This is a genomic window from Paenibacillus sp. MMS20-IR301, assembly GCF_032302195.1.
GTDB lineage: Bacteria > Bacillota > Bacilli > Paenibacillales > Paenibacillaceae > Paenibacillus_AQ.
Genome location: NZ_CP135275.1, coordinates 4,090,486 through 4,110,935 on the forward strand (window position 1 = coordinate 4,090,486; position 20,450 = coordinate 4,110,935).

A 20,450-nucleotide genomic window follows, 5' to 3' on the forward strand; every position below is an offset into this window, starting at 1 on the left:
CGCTAGAGTTCAGTATAGCCGCTCAGTGTTAAGCCGGATGATTAAATATGACTTTTTTATGTAAAAAAAATACGAAAAGGCGCTCCCCCCGATGATTACCGGAGAAGCGCCTTTTATTAATCTGCCTGCCGCCGTCTTGCCGTATGCTGTGTTACATACCCGCCAGCTCTGCAATCTGGTCTGCGCCAAGCGCCTTGTTGTACATGCGGAACTCATCCATCAGGCCGTTAAAGTTCTGATCCCAGAAGTTGCCCCCGAGGAAATGCTCATTGAAGCCTTGGGTGGTCCGGACTGCGGAAGCATAGCGGGCAACCTCTATACCGTTCAGATACAGGATGGTATCGCCGGACGGATCAACGGTCAGCGCTACATGTGCCCATCCGTGCACCGGCAGCGTGCTGCCTGATACGATAAGCGGGGTAGACAGGAACAGGCTGTTATTGTCTGTAAGCCCGAGATTCATATAATAGTTGAGCGGACTGCCCGCCTCAACAAAGGTATCACTGAAGTAAATACTGGAGAAGCTCTGCGGCCAGCTCTCACTGCTGCCGTTCCAGTATACCCATGCTGTCACTGTGTACGGCTGATCGCCAGCGATCAGATTATTCGGCAGCGCTACTGGAATGTTGCCGAAGGCTCCGCTGGCATCCGCCTTCAGGAACTGTGCAGCCTGGTCGCCGGCCTTGCGTCCGTTCGTGTATTGCACCCGGCTATTCTTAACCGTGCCGCTGTTCCCGTTGCCGCTGCTGTCCTGCACATTGCCATTGAAGTCCAGCAGGACTACCAGATCCGCAGCCGGATCGAACGCCGGATCTGCAGCAGTTACTGTGATGGTGGCTGTTGCAGACAGGGAAGGATTGGCTGCAGCGGTTGCTGTAATCACTGCGGTTCCCTCAGCTACTGCGCTCACCAGGCCATCTGCTACAGTGGCAACTGCAGAGTTGCTTGTACTCCAGGTGACCGCCGTATTCGCCTCCAGCTGGAAGGTGCTTCCGGCTGTGAGGGACTTGGCTGCCGTATTCAGCAGGACAACCTGCCCTGCAGCATAATCCGCTTTGACCTCGCCTGCGGACAGCGGCTTGCTGTAGATTTTGAGCTCATCCATCATTCCCTTGTAAGCAGCATCCCAGTAGTTAACTCCAAGCGCGAAGATGCCTTGATGATCGGTGAAGACATTAGGGAAAGACGTGCCTGCATACTCCTGAATTCCATTGACGTATACCTTCACCGCCCCGTTCTCCACGGTAAAAGCAACATGTGCCCACTGGCCGGTTGCCAGCGTTAAAGAGGTAGCCGCATCATACCAGGCGGTTCCTGACCACAGCATGGTCTTGTTTGTGCCGCCCAGCGGCAGGAAGCTGATCCAGCTGTCCGAATTCTTCATGCCGAAGAAGGTCGTTGTATACTTGTTCAGCCTGGCCGGATTAAGCCACATCGACACGGAGTATTCCCCGCTGTCGATCAGGCCGTCCGGCAGACGGACCCCTGAAGCCCCGTCAAACACTGCAGCCTGTGACAGCACACCGCTGTCATAGGTAATGGTTCCGCTGGTGCTGCTGTCCAGCTTCGCGCCGGTTACCGTTCCGCCTGCCACCCTGCCGAGTGAATCCTTCAAGCTGCCGTCGAAGGTATAATGGGCGACCATGCCGTCTGTTACAGTCACCGTATAACTGGCCGTAGCACCGCCGCCGTCTGCAGCCACAGCTGTAATCACTGCTTCACCTGGAGCGACTGCCGTTACAACCCCGCTCTGTTCATCAACGGCTGCCGCCGCTGCATGGCTTGAGCTCCACTTAAGCTCCTTGTTTCCGGCATTGCCGGGCAGAATTTCCACCTCTGGTGTATAGCTTCTTCCTGCCGCCAATCTCTTGGCGCTGATCCCCAGCTCAATACTGCTTACTTTCACCTTCAGATCCGGCTGGCCGTTCACCAGCCAGCCGATCATTTCTGCCGGCAGGGCCTTCTCATAGATGCGCAGCTCATCCAGCTTGCCCTTATACGGAGTATCCCAGTAATTGACGCCAAGCGCGAATCTTCCCTTGGCTCCGCTGAATACATCCTTAAACCCGGTGCCGGTAAACTTCTGCACGCCATTCACATAGACCGTCACGGTACCTTTATTATACGTGAAGGCTACATGGCTCCATTTGTTCAGCGGCAGCTTCATGCCTGTACTTGCCGAACTGCTGCTGAACCACAGCAGGGTTTCAGCCAGTGCTCCGGTTCCTCCCGGAACCAGGCTGATCCAGTCCTCCGTGGAGCTTGCCCCGAAGAACGCTGTTGTATATACGGACAGCTGCTGCGGGTTCAGCCACATCGCCACCGTATATTCGTTGCCCTGAATCAATCCGTCAGCCAGCTGAATCCCGGATTGGCCGTCGAAGACAGCCGCCTGACTGCTTTTCCCTTCACCATAGCCGATATTTCCTCCATCCGTATCCAGCAGCCTGCCAGTCACAGAACCCGGGGCTGTCCGGTTCTGCACTTCTTCCAGACTGCCTTCGAAATCATATGCAGCGACCAGACCGTCTGCAAGGGCATCCTCCGACTGCTGGACTACAGTGATATTGAATACTTTGTGGGCTGTGGCTTCGCCCAGGGTCAAGGTTGCTGTCAACTGTATTGTGGCATCGCCCTGGCCTGCTTCAGGACGCTTAACGGTACCGTCTGCAGCGACAACCGACTCATCTGAGCTTGCCCAGGTAATCCCGGCTCCCTGCTCAGTGCCGGAAGGAAGCACCAGATTGCTGTATACCTTGCCGGTCTCACCCAGCTCAAGCAGCTTGGCTGCATTATCCACCAGCTGCTGCCGGCTCAGATCCGCGATCTGGCTGCCCCACACGGCAACCCCGTTCCCGGACATTGCGCTGAAGGTCATCACGGTCTTGGCGCGGGTAGGGTCCCACTGGCGGAGGAATACGCCCTTATAGGTTACAGTTTCTGCCCCGCCGCCGGCTGCAGCTTCATTAATATGAAGCTCGGCATAATAATCCCCTTTCAGCTCCCAGGTTCCTGTAGCTGCACCGGCAATCGTCCCGTCTTCCAGCAAGTCCACGCGCACCGTCTGCTTAATCTCCGGTGTGATGTCCTTGCCGTGATTAATGAACTGGTAGGCACCGGCAATACTGCCGGCTGTGACCTTGCCGATGCTCTCGCCCGCATAGCGGTGCGGGGCAACAACCGGCCAGCCGTCTTCATTCATGAACATCTGCTGCACCCGGACTTCATGCGCTTCCCCGCGCTGCGGGAAACGGCTGTGGAAGATGTTGAACAGCTTGCCGCTCTCCTGCTCATAGTACACGGAGTTATGGCCTGCCGACACATATCCGTATACCGGGAAATCCGCTTCGGCATTCAGGTTAGTGTACTGGAAGTTGCCGAACAGCTTCACGCCGTAGGGTGCAATGGCTGCATCATCGAAGAAGGAGCCTGCCGGTCCATGCGCGGCTGTCATGTCCTGTCCGGTATAATCCACGTAGGGACCGTCAGGATTAAGTGAGCGGGAGACACGCATATTGTATCCGCCGCTGGCATCCAGTCCGCCGAACGTAACATACAGGTAATAGTATCCGGTCTGTGGATCATAGCTGATATTCGGCGCTTCGATCCGGCTGTGATTCTGGCCCAGCAGATGGACGCCATCCCCCTGGCCCGGAATAGGGAAGCCTGTTGCCGCGTCCAGCTCCAGGATGAAGATCCCGCCCGAATAGGAGCCGTATACCAGCCACAGCTTGCCGTCCTTATCGAAGAAGGCATCCGGGTCTACCGCATTCGGCCGTACCGTGGCATCATAATTGGCTCCCCCGGATTTCAGGAAAATACCTTTGTCTGTGTAAGGTCCTTCGATGCTGTCCGACACGGCAATACCCATAGCCGAGAGCGGCTGGCTGCCTTGGCAGGCATTGTAATACATATAGAATTTGCCGTCAGCCAGCTGAATGACATCCGCCGCCCACAGCGTGTCGCTCTGCGCCCATTCCAGCGCCTCGGCCAGCTCCAGCTTGACATTGCTGGTCTCACTCTTAAACAGCTTGTTGTCCGGGGTGACACCTGAATCAATCAGCGTCCAGTTCATGAGATCCGCCGATTTGGCCGCACCCAGATGCGAGCCGAACACATAATAGGTTCCATTATCCTTAATGATGGACGGATCATGGACAGAGACGTTCGTGAACACCGGCGGCTTCTCCGTTATAACCGGAGTAGCGATGGCTGTAGGAAGCGGCGTTGCGCTTGCTTCCGGTACAGGCGTTGGGGTCGGCTCTGCAGTAGCTGCTGCCGGTCCGCCGTACGACACCGCAGCAGTTGCCGACGGCTTAGCTGATGGGGCTGCCGTCTCCTGTGCAATCCGCGATGCATACTGCGGATCAAAGGTGACTTTGCCTCCCCCTTTAACTTGTATGCTGTCACTGGTCTGCAGCACCAGCTCTTTCACTTCACTTCCCGTATCCACCTGCAGCAGTGCTGCGTGATAGAGGATCAGCTTGGCAATGCTGCCTTTCAGCAGCGCAATCTGCGGTGCCGAGGCTGCACGCATTTCCACCTGGCTGAAGCTGCCGCTCAGCCGGATTACGGCATCCTTCGGCAGGGAATCATTAATGCTAATCCTGCCGAAGCCTTCACCGGTCAGGGAAGCCCCCTCCTCCAGCTTCCCGCCGGACAGAAGCTGCGCATCCCCGATGCTGCTGCTGCCTTCAGCCAGAATACGCACCTTGCCGTTTGCTTTGTGCAGGACAAGCTTCGCTGTGCCGGAATTGTTCAGTACAACGCTGTTCTCCCCGCCGCCGCTTACCCGGATTTCTCCGCTGACAGTGACATTATTCAGGGTAACCTGCCCTTCACCAATGCCTTCGGTTAAATAGAGATTGCCCGCGATTCTGGTATCCGCCAGAACCACGTCGCCGGTACTGATAATGACATTGCGGGCGCTGTTCGCTGTGTAATCTCCCTTGCTGTTCAGGATCTCCCCCGATAGGCTGTTCATCAGCCGCAGTGACTCTGCCCGGGTAATCAGACCGGATGCTCTGAAGGTATTATCCTGGTAACCGCTTACATAACCTTGATCAGTCATCGCTTGAACTGCTGCCCGGCTCCAGTCAGGCAGGGCTGCGATATCCTTGAGCGTGCTGCCCGCGCTAAGTGTAGATGGACTCAGGCTGAATGCTCTGTAAAGCATCACAGCAGCCTCCTGGCGGGTTACCGGATCACCGGTCCGGATCGTCCCGTCATTATAGCCGGTAACATAACCTGCGGCTAAACCTTTCTGTACCTCCTGGTACAGTGCGCTAGTCTCCGGGAGGTCCTTGAAGCTCTGTCCGCTCTCCGCCCGGAAATTAAATACACGGTTAATAAGTGTGATCAATTCACCCCGGGTAATCTGCTGATCCGGCTTATAACTTCCATTTCCGTATCCGGTAATCAGCCCTTTCTGAGCCCATGTCCGGAAATCCTGCTCCGCCCAATGCCCGGCAAAGTCGGCTTTCACCGCTGATGTATCCAGTGCAGATTTCACAGTCCCGCTGTTTGTACCTTCCGTGCTTGAAGCAGCACCGCCGGCTGCATGAATAGCCCCAACAGGCATCATCAATGTCACGGCAAGCAGCATTGCGGTCAGCTTACGAATTTTTTTGCTCATGTTCTTCCTCCCGGTCTTATAGGATTAATAATTGCGATACAGCGCTTACAAAAGACTCATGAAACAACAGCCTGCCTTCTTCTCCAGCGGAATAATTCATTTATTTCAATAAAACCAAAAACAAATCTTCGTATGACGTTTTCATTCTAACGGTAACTATTGGTATCGTCAATAATTATTTTTGTTATACATATATTGATTTAATAAATACTAAATTAAATACATATACCCTATTTTTCAGCCGCTCCACTACAGCAGTATTCTTCCGCCTGCTCCCGCCCCCGCCTTATTACGGAAAGCTTCCCCGACTAAGGTCGGGAACCAAAAACAGTCTGCAGGCTGTTTTGCCGCGCAGGATATACAAGTACAATTCAACTATAGACAACGAAGCACAACACGCCGCGCTGCGGCAGTCACTATAAACCATAAACGAGAGGAAGATTTCATTATGAAAAAATTATACCGGTCCGTTACTGACAGTAAACTCACAGGCTTGTGCGGAGGTGTGGCCCGCTGGCTGAACCTGGACAGCACCATTGTAAGATTGCTTGTAGCCGCTGCTGCTGTATTCAGCTTTGGAACAGTCCTCGTCCTGTATGTTATAGCCAGTCTCATTGTCCCTAAAGAATCTTACGGCGGCTTCACCGACGGATTCGACTACTAATCTTTATTTGCCGGTCGTACCAGCCTGGTTATACCAACCCCAACTAAAAAGGAGATCATAATCATGAGCATATTCCAGAGAATCACAACGTTAACCAAAGCAGCAATCCACGAGGGACTGAACAAGCTGGAGGATCCGGTTCTGCTGACCGGGCAATATTTGCGGGACTTGGAGGATAAAATCACCTCTGCCGAGAGCAAGCAGCGTGAATTCAAAGCAGCGGCAAGCGTCCTGGAGCGGCGTATTTATGAATATCAGGTGCTGGCGGAGCGCAGTGAAGCGGAAGCGGTACAGTCAATGAGTGAAGGCAATGAAGCGGCTGCCCGTACTGCCGTAATGGCCAAACTGCGCTATACCGAAAGCGGACAGGAATGCATCACAGGCCTTCAGGAGACGAATGCTGCACTGGCTACACTTGAAGTACAGCTGGCCCAGGTCAAGGAAGAGCATAAGCGGCTAAAAGCTAAACGGGCTGAGCTGGCTGAACGCGCCCGCAAGGCTGCTGAGATCAAGCAGTCGGCGCAAGCCGGTGCAGCAGGCAGTCCTGCCGGATACCGCGCTCAGGTATTGAACGCCGGTGATGCCTCCCGCGGATTCGAGCGGATGGAAGATAAGATCGCCATGCAGGAAGCACTCGCTGAGCAAGCCGGGCTGGCCGCTGCTGCTGCTGCCTCCACTGAATCCCCGCTTAACTCCGCTGTAGAGGCTGAGCTGGAGCGCCTGCGCAGTAAGAAATAATCTTGCGGTACGCAGCCCGCAGGACAGAAAAGGATGCCTCCCCGATAATGGGGAACGGCATCCTTTTTTGCTGTAAATAAATTTTTCCAAATATGAATCCTTAGGTGAAGCTGCGCGTACAATACTTATCCTTCTTTCAGCTGAAGTGAAGAGAATACAACTTAATATCACTTCTGGGGGGATTTGTTCATGTCAATTCTGGCAGTGCTTCTGTTCTTTGTATTTGTTGTTTTCGGGATCATGGGAATTGTATCGCTGATCCGCAGGCAATCAACTGTCAAACGTAACTTTCTGGTCTCGCTCGTTTCATTCGCCGTCATGATCGTAATCTTCGCAACCCTCGGCAGCCAAGACACTGAGGAATCCGCGACAAAGGGATTAAGCTCTGCTAATAATTCATCTAACAACGAAATTAATTCAGTAAATAACATTCCTGCTGCTGCGAATGCGACAGCTGATCAGGATGCTCAAGCGGCTGCAGATGCTGAGAAGGCTGCGGAGGAAGCGGCAAAGCAGAAAGCGGATGCCGAGGCCAAAGCACAGGCTGAGGCGGATGCTGAGCTTCAGGCGAAGCAAAAGGCTGCGCTGGCGCAAATGACGGCAATTGTGGATGAAGTCGAGGGAATCACCTGGTATCAGGATAAGAGCGCGCCGGAGTACATTAATGAGAATGGAATCTACGCTTATTTCGGAGTCGGCAATGACGGGGCTGTCAGCGGCCTGCATCTGAAAATTCAGTATGCCGCCAAAACCTGGCTGTTCATCAAAGGATATACCTTCAATATTGATGGTGAGAAATATGAGATAGACCCGGGCCTGCTGGGCGTTCAGCGGGACATGAGCACTGATTTCAACTCGCCGGGCGTCTGGGAATACTATGACTTCACGCTCAGCAGCTCCCAGATGGACATGCTGCAGCTGCTGGCCGGATCAGAGAAGACCATTATGCGGCTTGGAGGCGACCAGAAGGTGGTCGATCAGACGCTAAGCGCGAACCAGAAAGCCGCACTCCAGCGGGTGCTCGATGCCTACATAGCTACCGGGGGAGAAGTGTAGCACAGCAAAAAGGTTGTTCCTGACGCCATCCGGCTGAAGGAACAACCTTTTTTGCAGCTAACACCTATTTAGAAGCCGTGAATAGCGCTTCCGTCACACTTGTCCTGCCGGTTCTGAAGCCTTGGTATAACGGTTCTCCGGAACAGGCAGGCCGAGATTGCCCCGCAGTGTATCACTTTCGTATTCGGTACGGAACAGGCCGCGCTCCTGCAGGATCGGCACAACAAGATCCACGAACTCCTCCAGGCCGTTTGGCACGGCGGCTGCCAGCATGAATCCGTCAGCGGCTCCGGCCTCGAACCAGGCCTGAATCTGATCCGCCACCTGCACCGGTGTTCCGATGAAGCTGCTGCGCGGCGTTGCAGACTGCAGAGCAACCTGGCGCAGGGTCAAGCCCTGCTCCCTGGCATCCTTTTTAATTTTGTCCGTACCGCTCTGGAAGCTGTTTCTGCCCAGATCACCCACATCCGGGAACGGCTCATCCAGCGGATACTGCGAGAAATCATGATGCTCGAAGAATCTGCCCAGATAATTCAGCGCATTCTCAATCGTTACCAGCCCGGCAGATTCCTGGTATTTGCGTTCTGCTTCCTCAGGGGTAGCCCCCAGAATCGGTGCAATGCCGGGGAAGATCAGCACTTCCTCCGGGTTACGGCCGAACGAGGCTACCCGGGTTTTGACATCCTTGTAGAATTCCTGCGCAGCCTCCAGTGAATCATGGCCTGTGAAGATAGCATCTGCTACGCTTGAGGCATAATCCTTACCGACCTCGGAGGACCCTGCCTGGAAAATCACCGGCTGCCCCTGCTTTGAGCGGGCAATATTGAGCGGCCCCTTCACAGAGAAGAATTCACCCTGATGATTGAGCGTATGCATTTTCTCCGGATCAAAGAATACCCCCGTCTCCTTGTTGCGGACAAAGGCATCATCCTCCCAGGAATCCCACAGCCCGCGCGCCACCTCCAGATATTCAGCGGCAATGCGGTACCGCTTGCCATGATCCGGATGCTCCTGCTTGCTGTAATTGAGGGCAGAGCCTTCAAGCGGCGAGGTCACAACATTCCAGCCGGCCCGTCCGCCGCTGATGACATCCAGCGAACCGAATTGCCGCGCTACGGTAAACGGCTCACTGTAAGAGGTGGACAAGGTGCCGACCAGACCGATCTTGCTGCTGACTGCGGCCAAAGCGCTGAGAATCGTAAGCGGCTCGAAGCGGTTGAGGAAATGGGGGATCGACTTCTCATTGATAAATAAACCGTCGGCGATAAAAATCAGATCCAGCTTGCCATCCTCCGCTTTGCGCACCCATTTCTTATATAACTCAAAGTTCACGCTGGCATCAGGCTGCGCATCCGGATGGCGCCACATCGAGGTGCTTCCCCCGACTCCGTGCAGCAATGCGCCGAGCTTCAATTGTCTTGGCTGTGACATGACCATTCCTCCTAAAAGTTTGTGAGCATTCCTTCGTTTGATTCTGCTCCGAACAAACTTGCTTCGTAAGCATAAGCTTAGTTTGTGATAGCATGAAGCTTCCCGGCTTACTCCGCAAAGCTAATTCCTGCCTCTTAACGCTGCAGGGACCCAGCCGCTTCCGCTCCCCGCTTAACCCGTTCAATCTGGGCCAGATGGGTCTGTACGTGGGCTGTAAAGCTGCGGACAATATCCGAAATCCGGACAGTTTCCCCCTTGAAGTTAATGCCGCTTTTCTCCCATTCCCCGCTGCCCAGCCTGCCGAGCAGGAGACTGTTGTAATGCAGCAGGCTGCGGAACACATTCAGGCTTTCTTCAGCAGTGCCCTGGTTGCTGTGCTGTCCGCTAACCCAGGCATCCTGGTTGAATGCGGGCAGCTGCACCTGCGTATCCGCCAGAATGTCCCGGATACGGAAAGAAACGACGATGCTGTGATCAGCCAGGTGTGCCAGCACCTCGGTTATGCTCCAACTGGCCGGCCCTTCTTTCCACTTCAGCTGCTCCCCGGAGAGACCATCCAGCGCCTGCGCCAATTGCTGAGCTGTGTTCAAATAATCCGTTAAGTCCTTACTGCTCATTCCATTCCCTCCCTGTGTAAGCTCAGAATGCTGCTTGTTCCTGCTAAATGTTAAAGCGTGACAACGCGAACGGTTTAATAGGATGCCCTGTATGTCCCTGTACCGCCAAGTCTGCGAGAATCTCGCCTACGACGCTGGAGAATTTGAAGCCGTGTCCCGAAAAGCCTCCGGCCAGCAGCACATTGCTGTAGGCCGGATGGCGGTCGATGATGAAGTCTTCGTCCGGCGTATGCTCATATTTGCAGACGGCCCCTTTGAGCAGCCGCCCCGCTGCACCCGGCATATATGCCTCAAGAACCCGGCGCAGATCGCCTTCATCACTCTCCAGGCTGCCGAACGGGGCCAGCGCCTGACCCGGCTTCCATTCTTCACCGGTATCATGGCGGCCGATCTTCAGCCCCGCCCCGCCGATGCCGGGGAAGCCATAGAAGCCGCCTTCTTCCGCTCCCAGCGTGAAGCCGGGGAAGTTCCCCGCGTTGAAGGCAGGCGGGCTATCGAACCAGCCCACCACCTTGCGGATTGCCTTAATGGGCAGGCTGACAAAGGGGGATAAGGAGCTGAACCAGGCTCCGGCGCTGAGCACAGCGGCTGCGCCATGATAATCGCCGTTCTTCGTATGAACGGTGACACTTCCTTCGCGCGCCGTTACATCCAGCACCGGTGTATCCGTCAGCAGTGTTGCCCCATGAGCCAGGGCCAGCTCCCGGTAAGCTGTGATGCACTGCTCACTGTAAAGGTAACCGGCATCAGGTTCGTACATGGCCTCGAAGGATTCCGGAAGATTCAGGACCGGCCAGCGGCGGGTTATATCCGCTGCTGGCAGCCGCTCCGCCCGGACCCCGCGCTTCTGCGCTTCCTCCAGCCGGCCGGCGAACGAATACACGCCGCTGTCTGCCAGATTCAGCACGCCGGAACGGACGAGCAGCGTCTTTCCGCTCTCCGCCTCGGCTTCCTCCCACAGCTGCTGGGCACGGAGCGCCAGGTCAATATAAGCGGGATCACCGCTGTAGGCATGCCGGATCAGCCGGGGCTCCCCGTGATGGCTTCCCTGCGTATGCGGCGGATCAAAGGCATCAATCAGCAGTGTCCGCACGCCGCGCCGGGCCAGATGATAGCCTGCACTCATGCCCATCGAGCCTGCGCCGACAATAATTACATCATATACGGGCTGATCAGCGATGCTCATCACCGCCCTCTGCTGTGTAATGCTCCAGCACCCGTACCGCCAGAGCGCTGTAGAATCCGGCGCCTACCGGCAGCGCCGCTTCATCCAGTTCAAAGGCGGGATGATGCCATTCCCGGCTTCCGGCGGTGCCGGTGAAGACGAACAGGCCGGGAACCGCCTTCTGGTAGAAGGCGAAGTCTTCTCCGGCCGGTGACGGCACCGGCACCACCGGGGTATACCCCAGATGCGCGGCGGTTTCCTCTCCAAGCCGGGCAAGCAGGGCATCATTGATAACCGGCGGCGGTCCGCCGATCCAGCGCACCTTGGCTTCGGCACCAAGCGCGGCCGCTACACCGGTGACCACCTCTTCGAATCGCCGCAGCACTGTGCTGCGCACCGCTTCATCGAAGGAACGGATCGTCCCCTCCAGTACAGCTGTCTCAGGAATGATATTCCACGAATTTCCGCTGTGAATCTGCGTCACACTGATGACCGCACTGCTCAGGCTGCTGACATTGCGGCTGACAACAGACTGCAGCGCCGTTACGATATGCGAGGCGGCCACAATCGGGTCGATTCCGGCCTCAGGCACGGCCGCATGGGAGCCGAAGCCCCGGATGCTAACTGCGAAGCCGTCTGCCGCCGCCATCAGCGGTCCTGCCTTAATGCCGATCGTCCCGACCGGCAGATCGGGCTTGTTATGCATCCCGATTACAGCGCGGACCTGCTCCAGCGCTCCGGCAGCGATGACCTGCTGCGCGCCTTTCGCCTTCTCTTCGGCAGGCTGGAACAACAAGCGTACCGTGCCTTTCAGGCTGCTCTCCCGCTCCTTCAGCTGATAAGCGGCTCCAAGCAGCGCGGCGGTATGGAAATCATGCCCGCAGGCATGCATTTTACCCGGGTGCAGCGAGGCATAGGGCAGGCCGGTCTCTTCCTGGACCGGCAGCGCATCGATGTCCGCCCGCAGCGCGATCACCGGACCGCCGGACAAGCCGCCGATTTCAGCGACCACTCCGGTCTGTAAGCCGTAATCTATAATCTTCACTCCGGCCTGCTTCAGCAGGGAAGTGATATATGCCGTTGTTTCATATTCCTCACCGGACAGCTCCGGATGACGGTGCAGATGACGGCGGATTTCAATCAGCCGGTCAGCGGCCGCTAACTCCTGTACGGCCAGTGCAGCGGATTCTGCAGCTGAGCTTGTCATAGCGATGCCTCGGCCGGAACCTCCGCCAGCGCCTCACTCAGCAGCTCGAAGGAACGTGCCCGCTTGGCAAAGGGCTGAATGTTAGTGGTGACGATAAATTCCTCCACGCCTGAAGCTGCGGCCAGTTCCAGCAGCTGCGCACGCACGCTTTCCTTGGTTCCCTTTGTAATCTCCGGCTCCTGCTCCTCCAGCGTGAAAGGCTCATCGCTCTGCCGGGTGAATTCCTCCGCCTGCTCACGGTTCACCACCGTCAGCTTCTTGCCGCCGGCAAACTGAATACGGATCAGCTTCTGTGTACCGGCCAGCTCCCGGGCTTCCTCTTCCGTATCCGTTACAATTACAGAGAGTGCGATAATGACCTGCGGCTCCTTCCCGCTGCTTGCATCGAAGCTGCGGCGGTAAGCCTGCACCGCTTCCAGTGCCACCGCCTGGTCGCCGCCGATGAATAATGAGAATACATACGGCAGCCCCAGCCCGGCGGCAATCTCGGCACTGGCGACACTGGCCCCCAGCACGTACAGCTGCGGCGGTGTTCCCGGCAGCGGTCCTGCCTTGAGCCCGCTGAGCGGATGCCCGGCCTCCAGCCGGTTATGTACATACTGCTCCAGCTGGATAATCTTATCCGTCAGGGTAGAAGCTTCACCGCCGCCCTGCTGCAGCGCCTGCGTGCTGCGCGGCAGTCCGCCGGGCGCGCGCCCGACCCCCAGGTCGACCCTCCCCGGCGCCAGTGCAGCCAGCACGTTGAAGTTCTCCGCCACTTTATAGGGACTGTAGTGCTGCAGCATCACTCCGCCGGAGCCGATCCGGATCGTCTCCGTCTTCGCCAGCAGATGCGAGATCAGCACCTCAGGGGAAGAACCGGCCACCTGCTCGGAATCATGATGCTCCGAGACCCAGAAGCGGCGGAAGCCGAGGCGTTCTGACAGCTGCGCAAGCTTAACGGTATGCCGGAAAGCCTCTTCCGGCGTCTCCCCGGGATAGATCGGGCTTTGGTCGAGTACACTGATTGTAATTGCCATAGTTATGCCTCCTAGATGGAATAGTTCAGCTCCGGCGTAATCCGCTTCAGGAACTGCTTCGTTCTGTCTTCCTTCGGATGGTTGAATACCTCCACCGGTGTCCCTTCCTCCACAATCACACCGCCGTCCATGAACACCACATGATTGGCCACATCCCGGGCAAAGCCCATTTCATGTGTTACTACAATCATCGTGATGCCTTCTTTGGCAATCTTGCGGATCACCGCAAGCACTTCGCCCACCAGCTCCGGATCAAGCGCCGAGGTCGGCTCATCGAACAGAATCACTTCCGGCTCAAGCGCGAGGGCCCGCGCTATGCCGACCCGCTGCTGCTGGCCCCCGGACAGCTGGCTGGGATAGGCGTCCAGCTTGGCGCCGAGCCCGACCTTTTCCAGCAGCTCAGCGCTCCGCTTGCGGGCTTCCTCCTTAGGCAGCTTCTTAACGATCAGCAGACCCTCCATTACGTTTTCCAGCGCAGTTTTGTGGCGGAACAGATTATACTGCTGGAAGACCATTGCCGTCTTTTGCCGCAGCTCGTGAATCTCTTTTTTGCGGGCATGCCGGCAGTCCAGCTTGAATTCGCCGATGGAGATTTCACCGCTGCTTGGCTTCTCCAGATAATTCACACAGCGCAGCAGAGTCGTTTTCCCGGAGCCGCTGGGACCGAGAATAACGACAACCTCCCCTTTCTCCACCTTCAAATCAATATTATTCAGCACCTGATGGCGCCCGAAAGACTTCGAGATCCGTTCCAGCTTAATCATGCGACCCCACCCCGGTTATACAGATTTATCCGCTTTTCGATCAAGGCGGTTGCCCGCTCAATCAGGAATGTCAGTCCCCAGAAGATCAGTGCCGCCGCCAGATACGCCTCGAAGAACTTCCAGTTCGTTGAAGCTACAATCTGTGCTTTGGCGTTAATATCTACAACCGATACGGTAAAAGCAAGCGTAGACCCGTGCAGCATCCCGATCACCGAATTCGACAGGTTGGGCAGGCTCGCCGCCAGCGCTTGAGGGAACACGATCCGCCGGAGCGCCTGGGGAGTACTCATCCCTATGGAATGGGCAGCCTCGATCTGACCGCGGTCCACCGCCAGCAGACCGGAACGGACCACCTCGGACATATAAGCGCCGGCCGTTATGGAGAAGGAGATATATGCGAAGCCGATCATCGGAATGGAGACTGACCGGAAGCTCCAGCCAAACTGTGCGGCAAGCCCGTCAATAATCACCGGCAGGCCGAAATAGATCAGCAGCAGATGGGTCAGCATCGGAGTCCCGCGGATAAAGGTGACATACCCCGCCGCCAGAGGATGCAGAACAGGAACCTTATAGATCCGGATCAGCGCCACAACGATGCCAATGATGAAGCCGGCCGACACCGAGACGACCGTGATGTACAGTGTTGTAGGAATCGCCCCCAGAATCTGCAGGAACGCTGTCCAGATAAATGACGGGTCAAGCTTCATATCGTGCCGCCTCCTTTACCAGAGTCCAGCTCCGCGATAATCCGCCGGTAGGACGATTTTTTCTGCAGGCTGAATCTCCTCTTCACTGGACTGCCCTGGGCTTCATGCTGCAATAGCCGGCGTTCCGCCACAAGCAGCAGCTTCTCAATGCACAAGCTGATGACCAGATAGATCAGGGCAAGGGCAATATAAGTTTCGATAAAATGCTGAGTCACGCTGCCCAGCGTCTGCGCCTTCCCCGTCATTTCCATCACGCCCAGCGTAAAGGCCAGCGAAGTATCCTTCAGCAGCGCAATGACCAGGTTCGAGAATACGGGAATTGCAATACCCAGCGCCTGTGGCAATACAATCCTTGTAAACGCCTGATAGGACGTCATTCCCGTAGCATACGCCGCCTCCACCTGGCCTTTATCCACTGCGGTAACCGCCGCCCGGATCATTTCTGACATGAACGCCCCGGTATGCAGCCCGTAGGTCAGAATCACGAATACCAGCACCGGTGTCCGCGTCATATCCACATGCACCAGCTTCAGCACCTCGGGCAGCCCGTAATAGAACAGGAACAGCTGGATCAGAATCGGCGTTCCCCGGAAAAACGAGATGTACACCTCGGCAAGGGTCTTCAGAACCGGCACTTTGTACAAGCGGGGAAGCGCGATAATAAATCCTACAAGGATACCAGCCAGCAGCGAACAGGCGACGATCAGCAGTGTAGTGCTCAGCGTGGTCAGCAGCTTAGGCAGAAAAGAAAACACAAAACCAAGATCAAACGGAGCACCCATCCTGCCCCTCCTCTCCGCTATTACAGCAGGCTTACTACTGGACTGTGGTTGATGTTACGTCCGCCCCGAGCCACTCTGTGCTGAGCTTGCCCAGCGTCCCGTCGGCCTTCAGCTCTACAATGACTCCGTCGATGGCATCAGACAGCTTCTGCGAATCAGCATCATCCTTACGCAGCACATACAGAATGTCAGCGGAGGACAGCTCATCTCCAACCGTCTGCAGCTGGCTCTGCGGGTCAATAATCGGTACAACGAAGTCCGCAGCAAGCGTGGCATCCACCCGTCCGGAGACAATCTGGCTTACCGTATCGTTGGCCGCACCGTTCTGGTAGACAATATTGATAGCATCTGTACCGTGCTCCTTGTTATAATTCTCGAGAATTTGCGCCTGGGCACTGGTTGCACCTGCCAGCACCTTTTTGCCTTGCAGATCATCCAGTGTCTTGATGGATTCATTGCCTTTGGCAACCACAATCCGGTTTCTCCAGTGGGCATAAGCTTCCTTGTTAAAAGAGTACTTTAGCTCCCGCTCCGGATTCTTCTCCATAACGTGGGCGACCAGATCAATCTTCTTCGTCTCCAGGCTGAGCAGCAGATTGCCGAAATCCATCGTCTGGAAATCAAATTCATACTGCGGCAGCCGGCTGTCAATCTCCTTCAGCAGCTCTACGTCAAAGCCGGTCAGCTTGCCGTTCTCATCAATGAAGCAGACATTCGGAAATGCCGTCCCTGTGCCGACAATAATCTTGGTCACTTCAGCCGGCTCCGCAGCCGCGCTTGTTGCCTCCGCACCGCTCTGCGGTGCAGCATCAGCCACATTTCCGCTTGTGCCGCTGCCCGCGCTGTTATTATCGCCGCAACCCGCAATGACCAGTGTCAATAATAGTGCAGATGTAACCGGAAGTGTCTTCTTCATTTTTCTATCCCCTTTTAGTTGAAGTATGGTTGAGCGGTAAGTGTCTTTCTCATCAAATACATCAGGCCGTCGCCATTATGCGCATCCAGCTCAAGAATCTTTTCGTAGCCTCTGCGTTCGTACATGGGCACGAGCCAGGGATGCTTCTCAGCCGTCGCCAGGGTTACAGCTGCTGCACCCAGCTTGCCGTGAATGATATGCTCCTCTACCCAGTCCAGCAGCTTGCCGCCATACCCCTGGCCGCTGCGCTGCGGATGAACCGCGAACCACTTCACGAACGGCAGGTCAGTAACCGCCTTGACCTCTCCGCTGTTCGAGAGTGTAATTGTCGCCGCCACCCGGCCGTCAATCTCCAGCACATAACACTCATTCACGGTGATATTTTCCTGAATCAGAGCCAGATCGGCATTAGCCGCCGGCCACTTCAGTCCAAGCTCACGTATCAGCTCATAAGCACCATAGGTCACTTCCAGCAGTTGCTGGGCATCCTTTAGTTCCGCCTGCCGGTATACTTCGCCCATTTTCTGCCCCCGTATCTAAATTTTATAATACCTATGAGTTTAGTATGAATTACATGCAATTAACTTTATCACTGCATGCTGCCATGCGCTAATAGAGTTTTTCAATACATTTATACAAGAAGTCGATCCAGCTTGCTGCCGCCCGTCGCCAGTTCCAGCAGCGTCTCAATGAATTCCGCATTCTCCCCGTTCAGGGAGATCAGGCTGGTCCGCAAGGAGATTCCTTCCGTCTCGGCAATATCGACCCTTATCAGTGCTCCTGCCTCCACTTCCTCCTGCACGCTGAGGGCCGGAAGGAAGCAGATTCCCGCCTGCTTCAGCACCAGCTTCTTGGCGGTCTCCAGGTTATCCACCTGATACACGATGCCCGGCGGCTGCTCCATGCTCTCGAACACGCGGTGCAGCCGCATCCAGTCGAGTGAGCCGCACTCGAAGAACACCAGCGTCTCCTCACGGATCTCCTGAATCGAAGCCCTGCCCTTGCCGGCCAGCGGATGGCTCTTATATACATATAACGAGATGGGGTCCTCACAGAAGGGGAAGGCCTGGATCGCCGGATTGACAACCTTGCGGATAAAAGCAAGATCGATCTCCTTCGCCTTCAGCTTCTCAATCAGCGCATCCGTGGAGGAGGTCGTCAGCTTAATCAGAATATGCGGAAACCTCCGCTTCAGATGCAGCAGGAGATGCGGCATCAGATAGTTGGAGACGGAGACGGTGCTGCCGATTCTCAGTTCACCCGGAATCTGGCCCTTCGACTGGATCTGATGCCTGCCGCTCTGATACACCTGCAGAATCTGCTGCGCATAGGGGAGAAACTGCCGGCCTTTGTCGGTCAGATGAATCTGCTTGCCCAGCCGGTCAAACACCTTGCAGTCCAGCTCCCGCTCAAGGGACTGAATGCGGGCAGTTACCGTCGGCTGGGAAATATACAGCACCTCAGCCGCTTTATTGAAGCTCCCGTAGTGGTTGATGTAGACAAAGGCTTCAATATTCTCAATGTTCAAGGTATACTCCTCCTCTGCAGATTCCATATATTTAACTATTCCAATCGATTAACCATGAATTAGAACCGTACGGGTCTATAGATTTTGTTTATATCTTAGTCACCGGACCTTTTTTTGTCAACAGAATTGCCGCAGACCATCCAATAAAAACTATTACATAGATCACACAAACGGATAGAATTTTTCTATTCATTTATCGGAATTATTAAATTCCTCTTATGTTCATCGGATTTATCGATTATAATAATCGGCAAACCCTTATCCCGGACAGGAGGCACCCTATGTACACTGCAGCAGAACTTATAATCCGTGACGCTACGGATGCTGACCGCGAAGCGATAGCCAGCGTATTGCTTGAAGCTTACAGTGAATATTCCGCAGTATTACCCGAAGCTTATTGGACGGAATACCGCGATTCCATCCTTGATTCTGTACACGGAGACACCCCTGCTGCCCGCATTGTAGCTGAGCTGGACGAGGTGATTGTGGGAAGCGTGCTCTTGTTCACCTCATCCGCAGCTGCTTACGGGCGGCCGGAAATGGGCATCGTGACGCCGATCATCCGCCTGCTGGCTGTTTCGCCGGGCGCCAGGGGCCGTGGAGCCGCACTGCTGCTGATCCGCGAAGCTGCCGCAAGATCCCTTGCCCTCGGAGCATCCAGCCTGAATCTGCACACCTCGGATATGATGGCTTCCGCCATCCGGCTCTACGAACGGCTCGGCTTCCAGCGGGCCTACGAGACAGATATCCATAACGGCAGCACACTGGTCAAGGGCTACCGGCTGGAGCTGTCCGTTACTGGCGGCCCGCTGATTGTGGCGGAGACCGGAGATCCGGCCAATTAATGCGCTATATTGCTACAGGATCCGCTTGGCCTTCGCCGCCTTCAGCCATTGCGGGAATTCATTTAACAGCTGATCGTAGAGCTGCTCGTCGGATACCGCCTCAATGCGGTCCAGATGGATGAAATTCGCGTTATCTACCAGTCTTCCGGTCATTGTATCCAGTTGCTTCAGCACCTCGAAATCCGAATTGCCGATCCCTACAAACTGCCAGAAGATCGGCAGCGCGGAGGATTTCATAATCACCTTCCTGGTAAGCTTAACTACGCCGCCGTCATTAATAAAGATAATGAACACCGGAGTCGTATCCTGCTCCTCCTGCGTGTACTTTCTGATTACATCCTCCATCACCGGCGGCTCATTGTTGCGCCCGAACTTGTGGATGTTATCGTTGTTCATAATGTGTGTGAAGACATAGCTTCCGTGATCCCGTTCTGTTACCGGAGGCAGCCGGCTGAACTCCGTATCATACACCCACACATCGAGCGAGCCGTTATCATCGAACTTGCTGGCGACAGCCAGGATACGCTCTACCACCTCCTGGACTACACCTTTGGCATAAAGATTCCGCATCGAGCCGGTAATATCCAGCACAATCCCCACTCTGGCAGTTACACCCGTCAGCTGCTTCTTGACCAGTGTGAGCTCTACGAGCTTTTTGCGTAAATCGATTGTAGAGAGTACATTGACCGGCTCAGCCTCCCCCACCAGCTCTGCCGCAGCTGCCGCTTCGCTCTCTGCCTCTTGCTCTACCTCAAGCCCGTAGTTTGTGCAAAGTGCCGCCAGACCTCCGTCAAACCCGCTGCCGATCGCGCTGAATTTCCACTCTCCCTGATGGCGGTACAGCTCTCCGACGACTACAGCCGTCTCTTCCGAGAGACCGGCTCCATATTCGAAACGGTGGATTTCCCCGCCGCTCTTGCGGTCCAGCAGCCGCAGCACCAGTCCGGACAGATGCTTCATCCGCTGATTGCGCTGTTCGCCCTCATAGATAGTCAGCGTGATTGCGATCCGGGCCACTTGCTCCGGAACTCTGGCTAATGAGACTGTAAGCTTCTCCTTGCCGCTTCCCTCACCTGAATGTGCTACCGCCCCGTCCACGGATACCGGATTGCCATAGAAGATGAAATCCTCATCCCGCTCACACCGGCTGCGTTCTGACAGCAGAAAAGCTGCCGCATCCACACCGGCATCCTGAAGCCCCGTGCTCCATTCCAGAACCAGCGCTAATTCTTGAATCCCTGTTCCTTTGGTGATGTCCGCCTTTTGCCCTTTCAACAGCTGCAAGTCTATCATCTCCTTGTGTATAGCAGCATATTCCAGTAGTACATAGATTAGGAATACCATATTTGCACTGGTTTTTACAGATAAAAGTTTTT

Annotated in this window: 17 protein-coding genes and 1 pseudogene; 4 read left to right on the forward strand and 14 right to left on the reverse strand. The window is 55.5% G+C overall.

Annotation, left to right across the window (positions count from 1 at the left end; translation table 11 throughout):
* Window positions 1-151 precede the first annotated feature (151 nt).
* Complete coding sequence (locus LOS79_RS17555) at window positions 152-5,635, reverse strand: LamG-like jellyroll fold domain-containing protein (protein ID WP_315411357.1); 5,484 nt, start codon at window positions 5,633-5,635, stop codon at window positions 152-154.
* A 448-nt stretch (window positions 5,636-6,083) separates the two neighbouring features.
* On the opposite strand from LOS79_RS17555, the gene LOS79_RS17560 reads away from it, so the two are divergent.
* The 3 genes from LOS79_RS17560 (at window position 6,084) to LOS79_RS17570 (ending at window position 8,093) form a co-directional block, all read left to right on the forward strand.
* Window positions 6,084-6,299 carry a PspC domain-containing protein gene (locus LOS79_RS17560; RefSeq protein ID WP_315411358.1) on the forward strand — a complete coding sequence of 72 codons (216 nt, stop codon included), beginning with the start codon at window positions 6,084-6,086 and terminating at the stop codon, window positions 6,297-6,299.
* Between the two features lie 63 nt (window positions 6,300-6,362).
* Entirely contained in the window at window positions 6,363-7,037 is a 675-nt protein-coding gene (locus LOS79_RS17565; RefSeq protein WP_315411359.1) for a PspA/IM30 family protein, read from the forward strand.
* A gap of 189 nt (window positions 7,038-7,226) precedes the next feature.
* Entirely contained in the window at window positions 7,227-8,093 is an 867-nt protein-coding gene (locus LOS79_RS17570; protein WP_315411360.1) for a hypothetical protein, read from the forward strand.
* Window positions 8,094-8,186: 93 nt separating this feature from the next.
* On the opposite strand, the gene LOS79_RS17575 is transcribed toward LOS79_RS17570, so the two are convergent.
* The 11 genes from LOS79_RS17575 to LOS79_RS17625 form a co-directional block, all read right to left on the reverse strand.
* Window positions 8,187-9,524: an LLM class flavin-dependent oxidoreductase gene (locus LOS79_RS17575; protein ID WP_315411361.1), complete on the reverse strand. Its 1,338-nt coding sequence runs from the start codon at window positions 9,522-9,524 to the stop codon at window positions 8,187-8,189.
* A gap of 134 nt (window positions 9,525-9,658) precedes the next feature.
* A complete protein-coding gene (locus tag LOS79_RS17580) occupies window positions 9,659-10,141 on the reverse strand; it encodes a DinB family protein (protein WP_315411362.1) in 483 nt (160 codons plus the stop codon).
* Window positions 10,142-10,184: 43 nt separating this feature from the next.
* Window positions 10,185-11,327 carry an N-methyl-L-tryptophan oxidase gene (gene solA, locus LOS79_RS17585; protein WP_315411363.1) on the reverse strand — a complete coding sequence of 381 codons (1,143 nt, stop codon included), beginning with the start codon at window positions 11,325-11,327 and terminating at the stop codon, window positions 10,185-10,187.
* Entirely contained in the window at window positions 11,314-12,513 is a 1,200-nt protein-coding gene (locus LOS79_RS17590) for an amidohydrolase (protein WP_315411364.1), read from the reverse strand. The genes solA and LOS79_RS17590 overlap by 14 nt, the downstream gene beginning before the upstream one ends.
* Window positions 12,510-13,532: an LLM class flavin-dependent oxidoreductase gene (locus tag LOS79_RS17595; protein ID WP_315411365.1), complete on the reverse strand. Its 1,023-nt coding sequence runs from the start codon at window positions 13,530-13,532 to the stop codon at window positions 12,510-12,512. Before LOS79_RS17595 ends, LOS79_RS17590 begins: the two co-directional genes overlap by 4 nt.
* 11 nt (window positions 13,533-13,543) lie before the next feature.
* Window positions 13,544-14,296: an amino acid ABC transporter ATP-binding protein gene (locus LOS79_RS17600; protein ID WP_315411366.1), complete on the reverse strand. Its 753-nt coding sequence runs from the start codon at window positions 14,294-14,296 to the stop codon at window positions 13,544-13,546.
* Window positions 14,293-15,003 carry an amino acid ABC transporter permease gene (locus LOS79_RS17605; protein WP_315411367.1) on the reverse strand — a complete coding sequence of 237 codons (711 nt, stop codon included), beginning with the start codon at window positions 15,001-15,003 and terminating at the stop codon, window positions 14,293-14,295. The genes LOS79_RS17600 and LOS79_RS17605 overlap by 4 nt, the downstream gene beginning before the upstream one ends.
* Complete coding sequence (locus LOS79_RS17610) at window positions 15,000-15,785, reverse strand: amino acid ABC transporter permease (RefSeq protein WP_315411368.1); 786 nt, start codon at window positions 15,783-15,785, stop codon at window positions 15,000-15,002. The genes LOS79_RS17605 and LOS79_RS17610 overlap by 4 nt, the downstream gene beginning before the upstream one ends.
* Window positions 15,786-15,819: 34 nt before the next feature.
* Window positions 15,820-16,701, reverse strand: coding sequence for a transporter substrate-binding domain-containing protein (locus tag LOS79_RS17615; RefSeq protein WP_315411369.1), 882 nt, complete (start codon window positions 16,699-16,701; stop codon window positions 15,820-15,822).
* A 14-nt stretch (window positions 16,702-16,715) separates the two neighbouring features.
* Entirely contained in the window at window positions 16,716-17,222 is a 507-nt protein-coding gene (locus LOS79_RS17620; protein ID WP_315411370.1) for a GNAT family N-acetyltransferase, read from the reverse strand.
* A gap of 110 nt (window positions 17,223-17,332) precedes the next feature.
* Window positions 17,333-18,229, reverse strand: coding sequence for a LysR family transcriptional regulator (locus LOS79_RS17625; RefSeq protein WP_315411371.1), 897 nt, complete (start codon window positions 18,227-18,229; stop codon window positions 17,333-17,335).
* A 281-nt stretch (window positions 18,230-18,510) separates the two neighbouring features.
* Here LOS79_RS17625 and LOS79_RS17630 point away from each other — a divergent pair, with 281 nt between their 5' ends.
* Window positions 18,511-19,074 carry a GNAT family N-acetyltransferase gene (locus LOS79_RS17630; protein ID WP_315411372.1) on the forward strand — a complete coding sequence of 188 codons (564 nt, stop codon included), beginning with the start codon at window positions 18,511-18,513 and terminating at the stop codon, window positions 19,072-19,074.
* A gap of 12 nt (window positions 19,075-19,086) precedes the next feature.
* Here LOS79_RS17630 and LOS79_RS17635 read toward each other — a convergent pair whose 3' ends face one another.
* A complete protein-coding gene (locus LOS79_RS17635; RefSeq protein WP_315422301.1) occupies window positions 19,087-19,782 on the reverse strand; it encodes a vWA domain-containing protein in 696 nt (231 codons plus the stop codon).
* Between the two features lie 63 nt (window positions 19,783-19,845).
* A pseudogene (locus LOS79_RS17640) lies at window positions 19,846-20,418 on the reverse strand (TerD family protein); the annotation flags it as partial.
* Window positions 20,419-20,450: the final 32 nt, after the last annotated feature.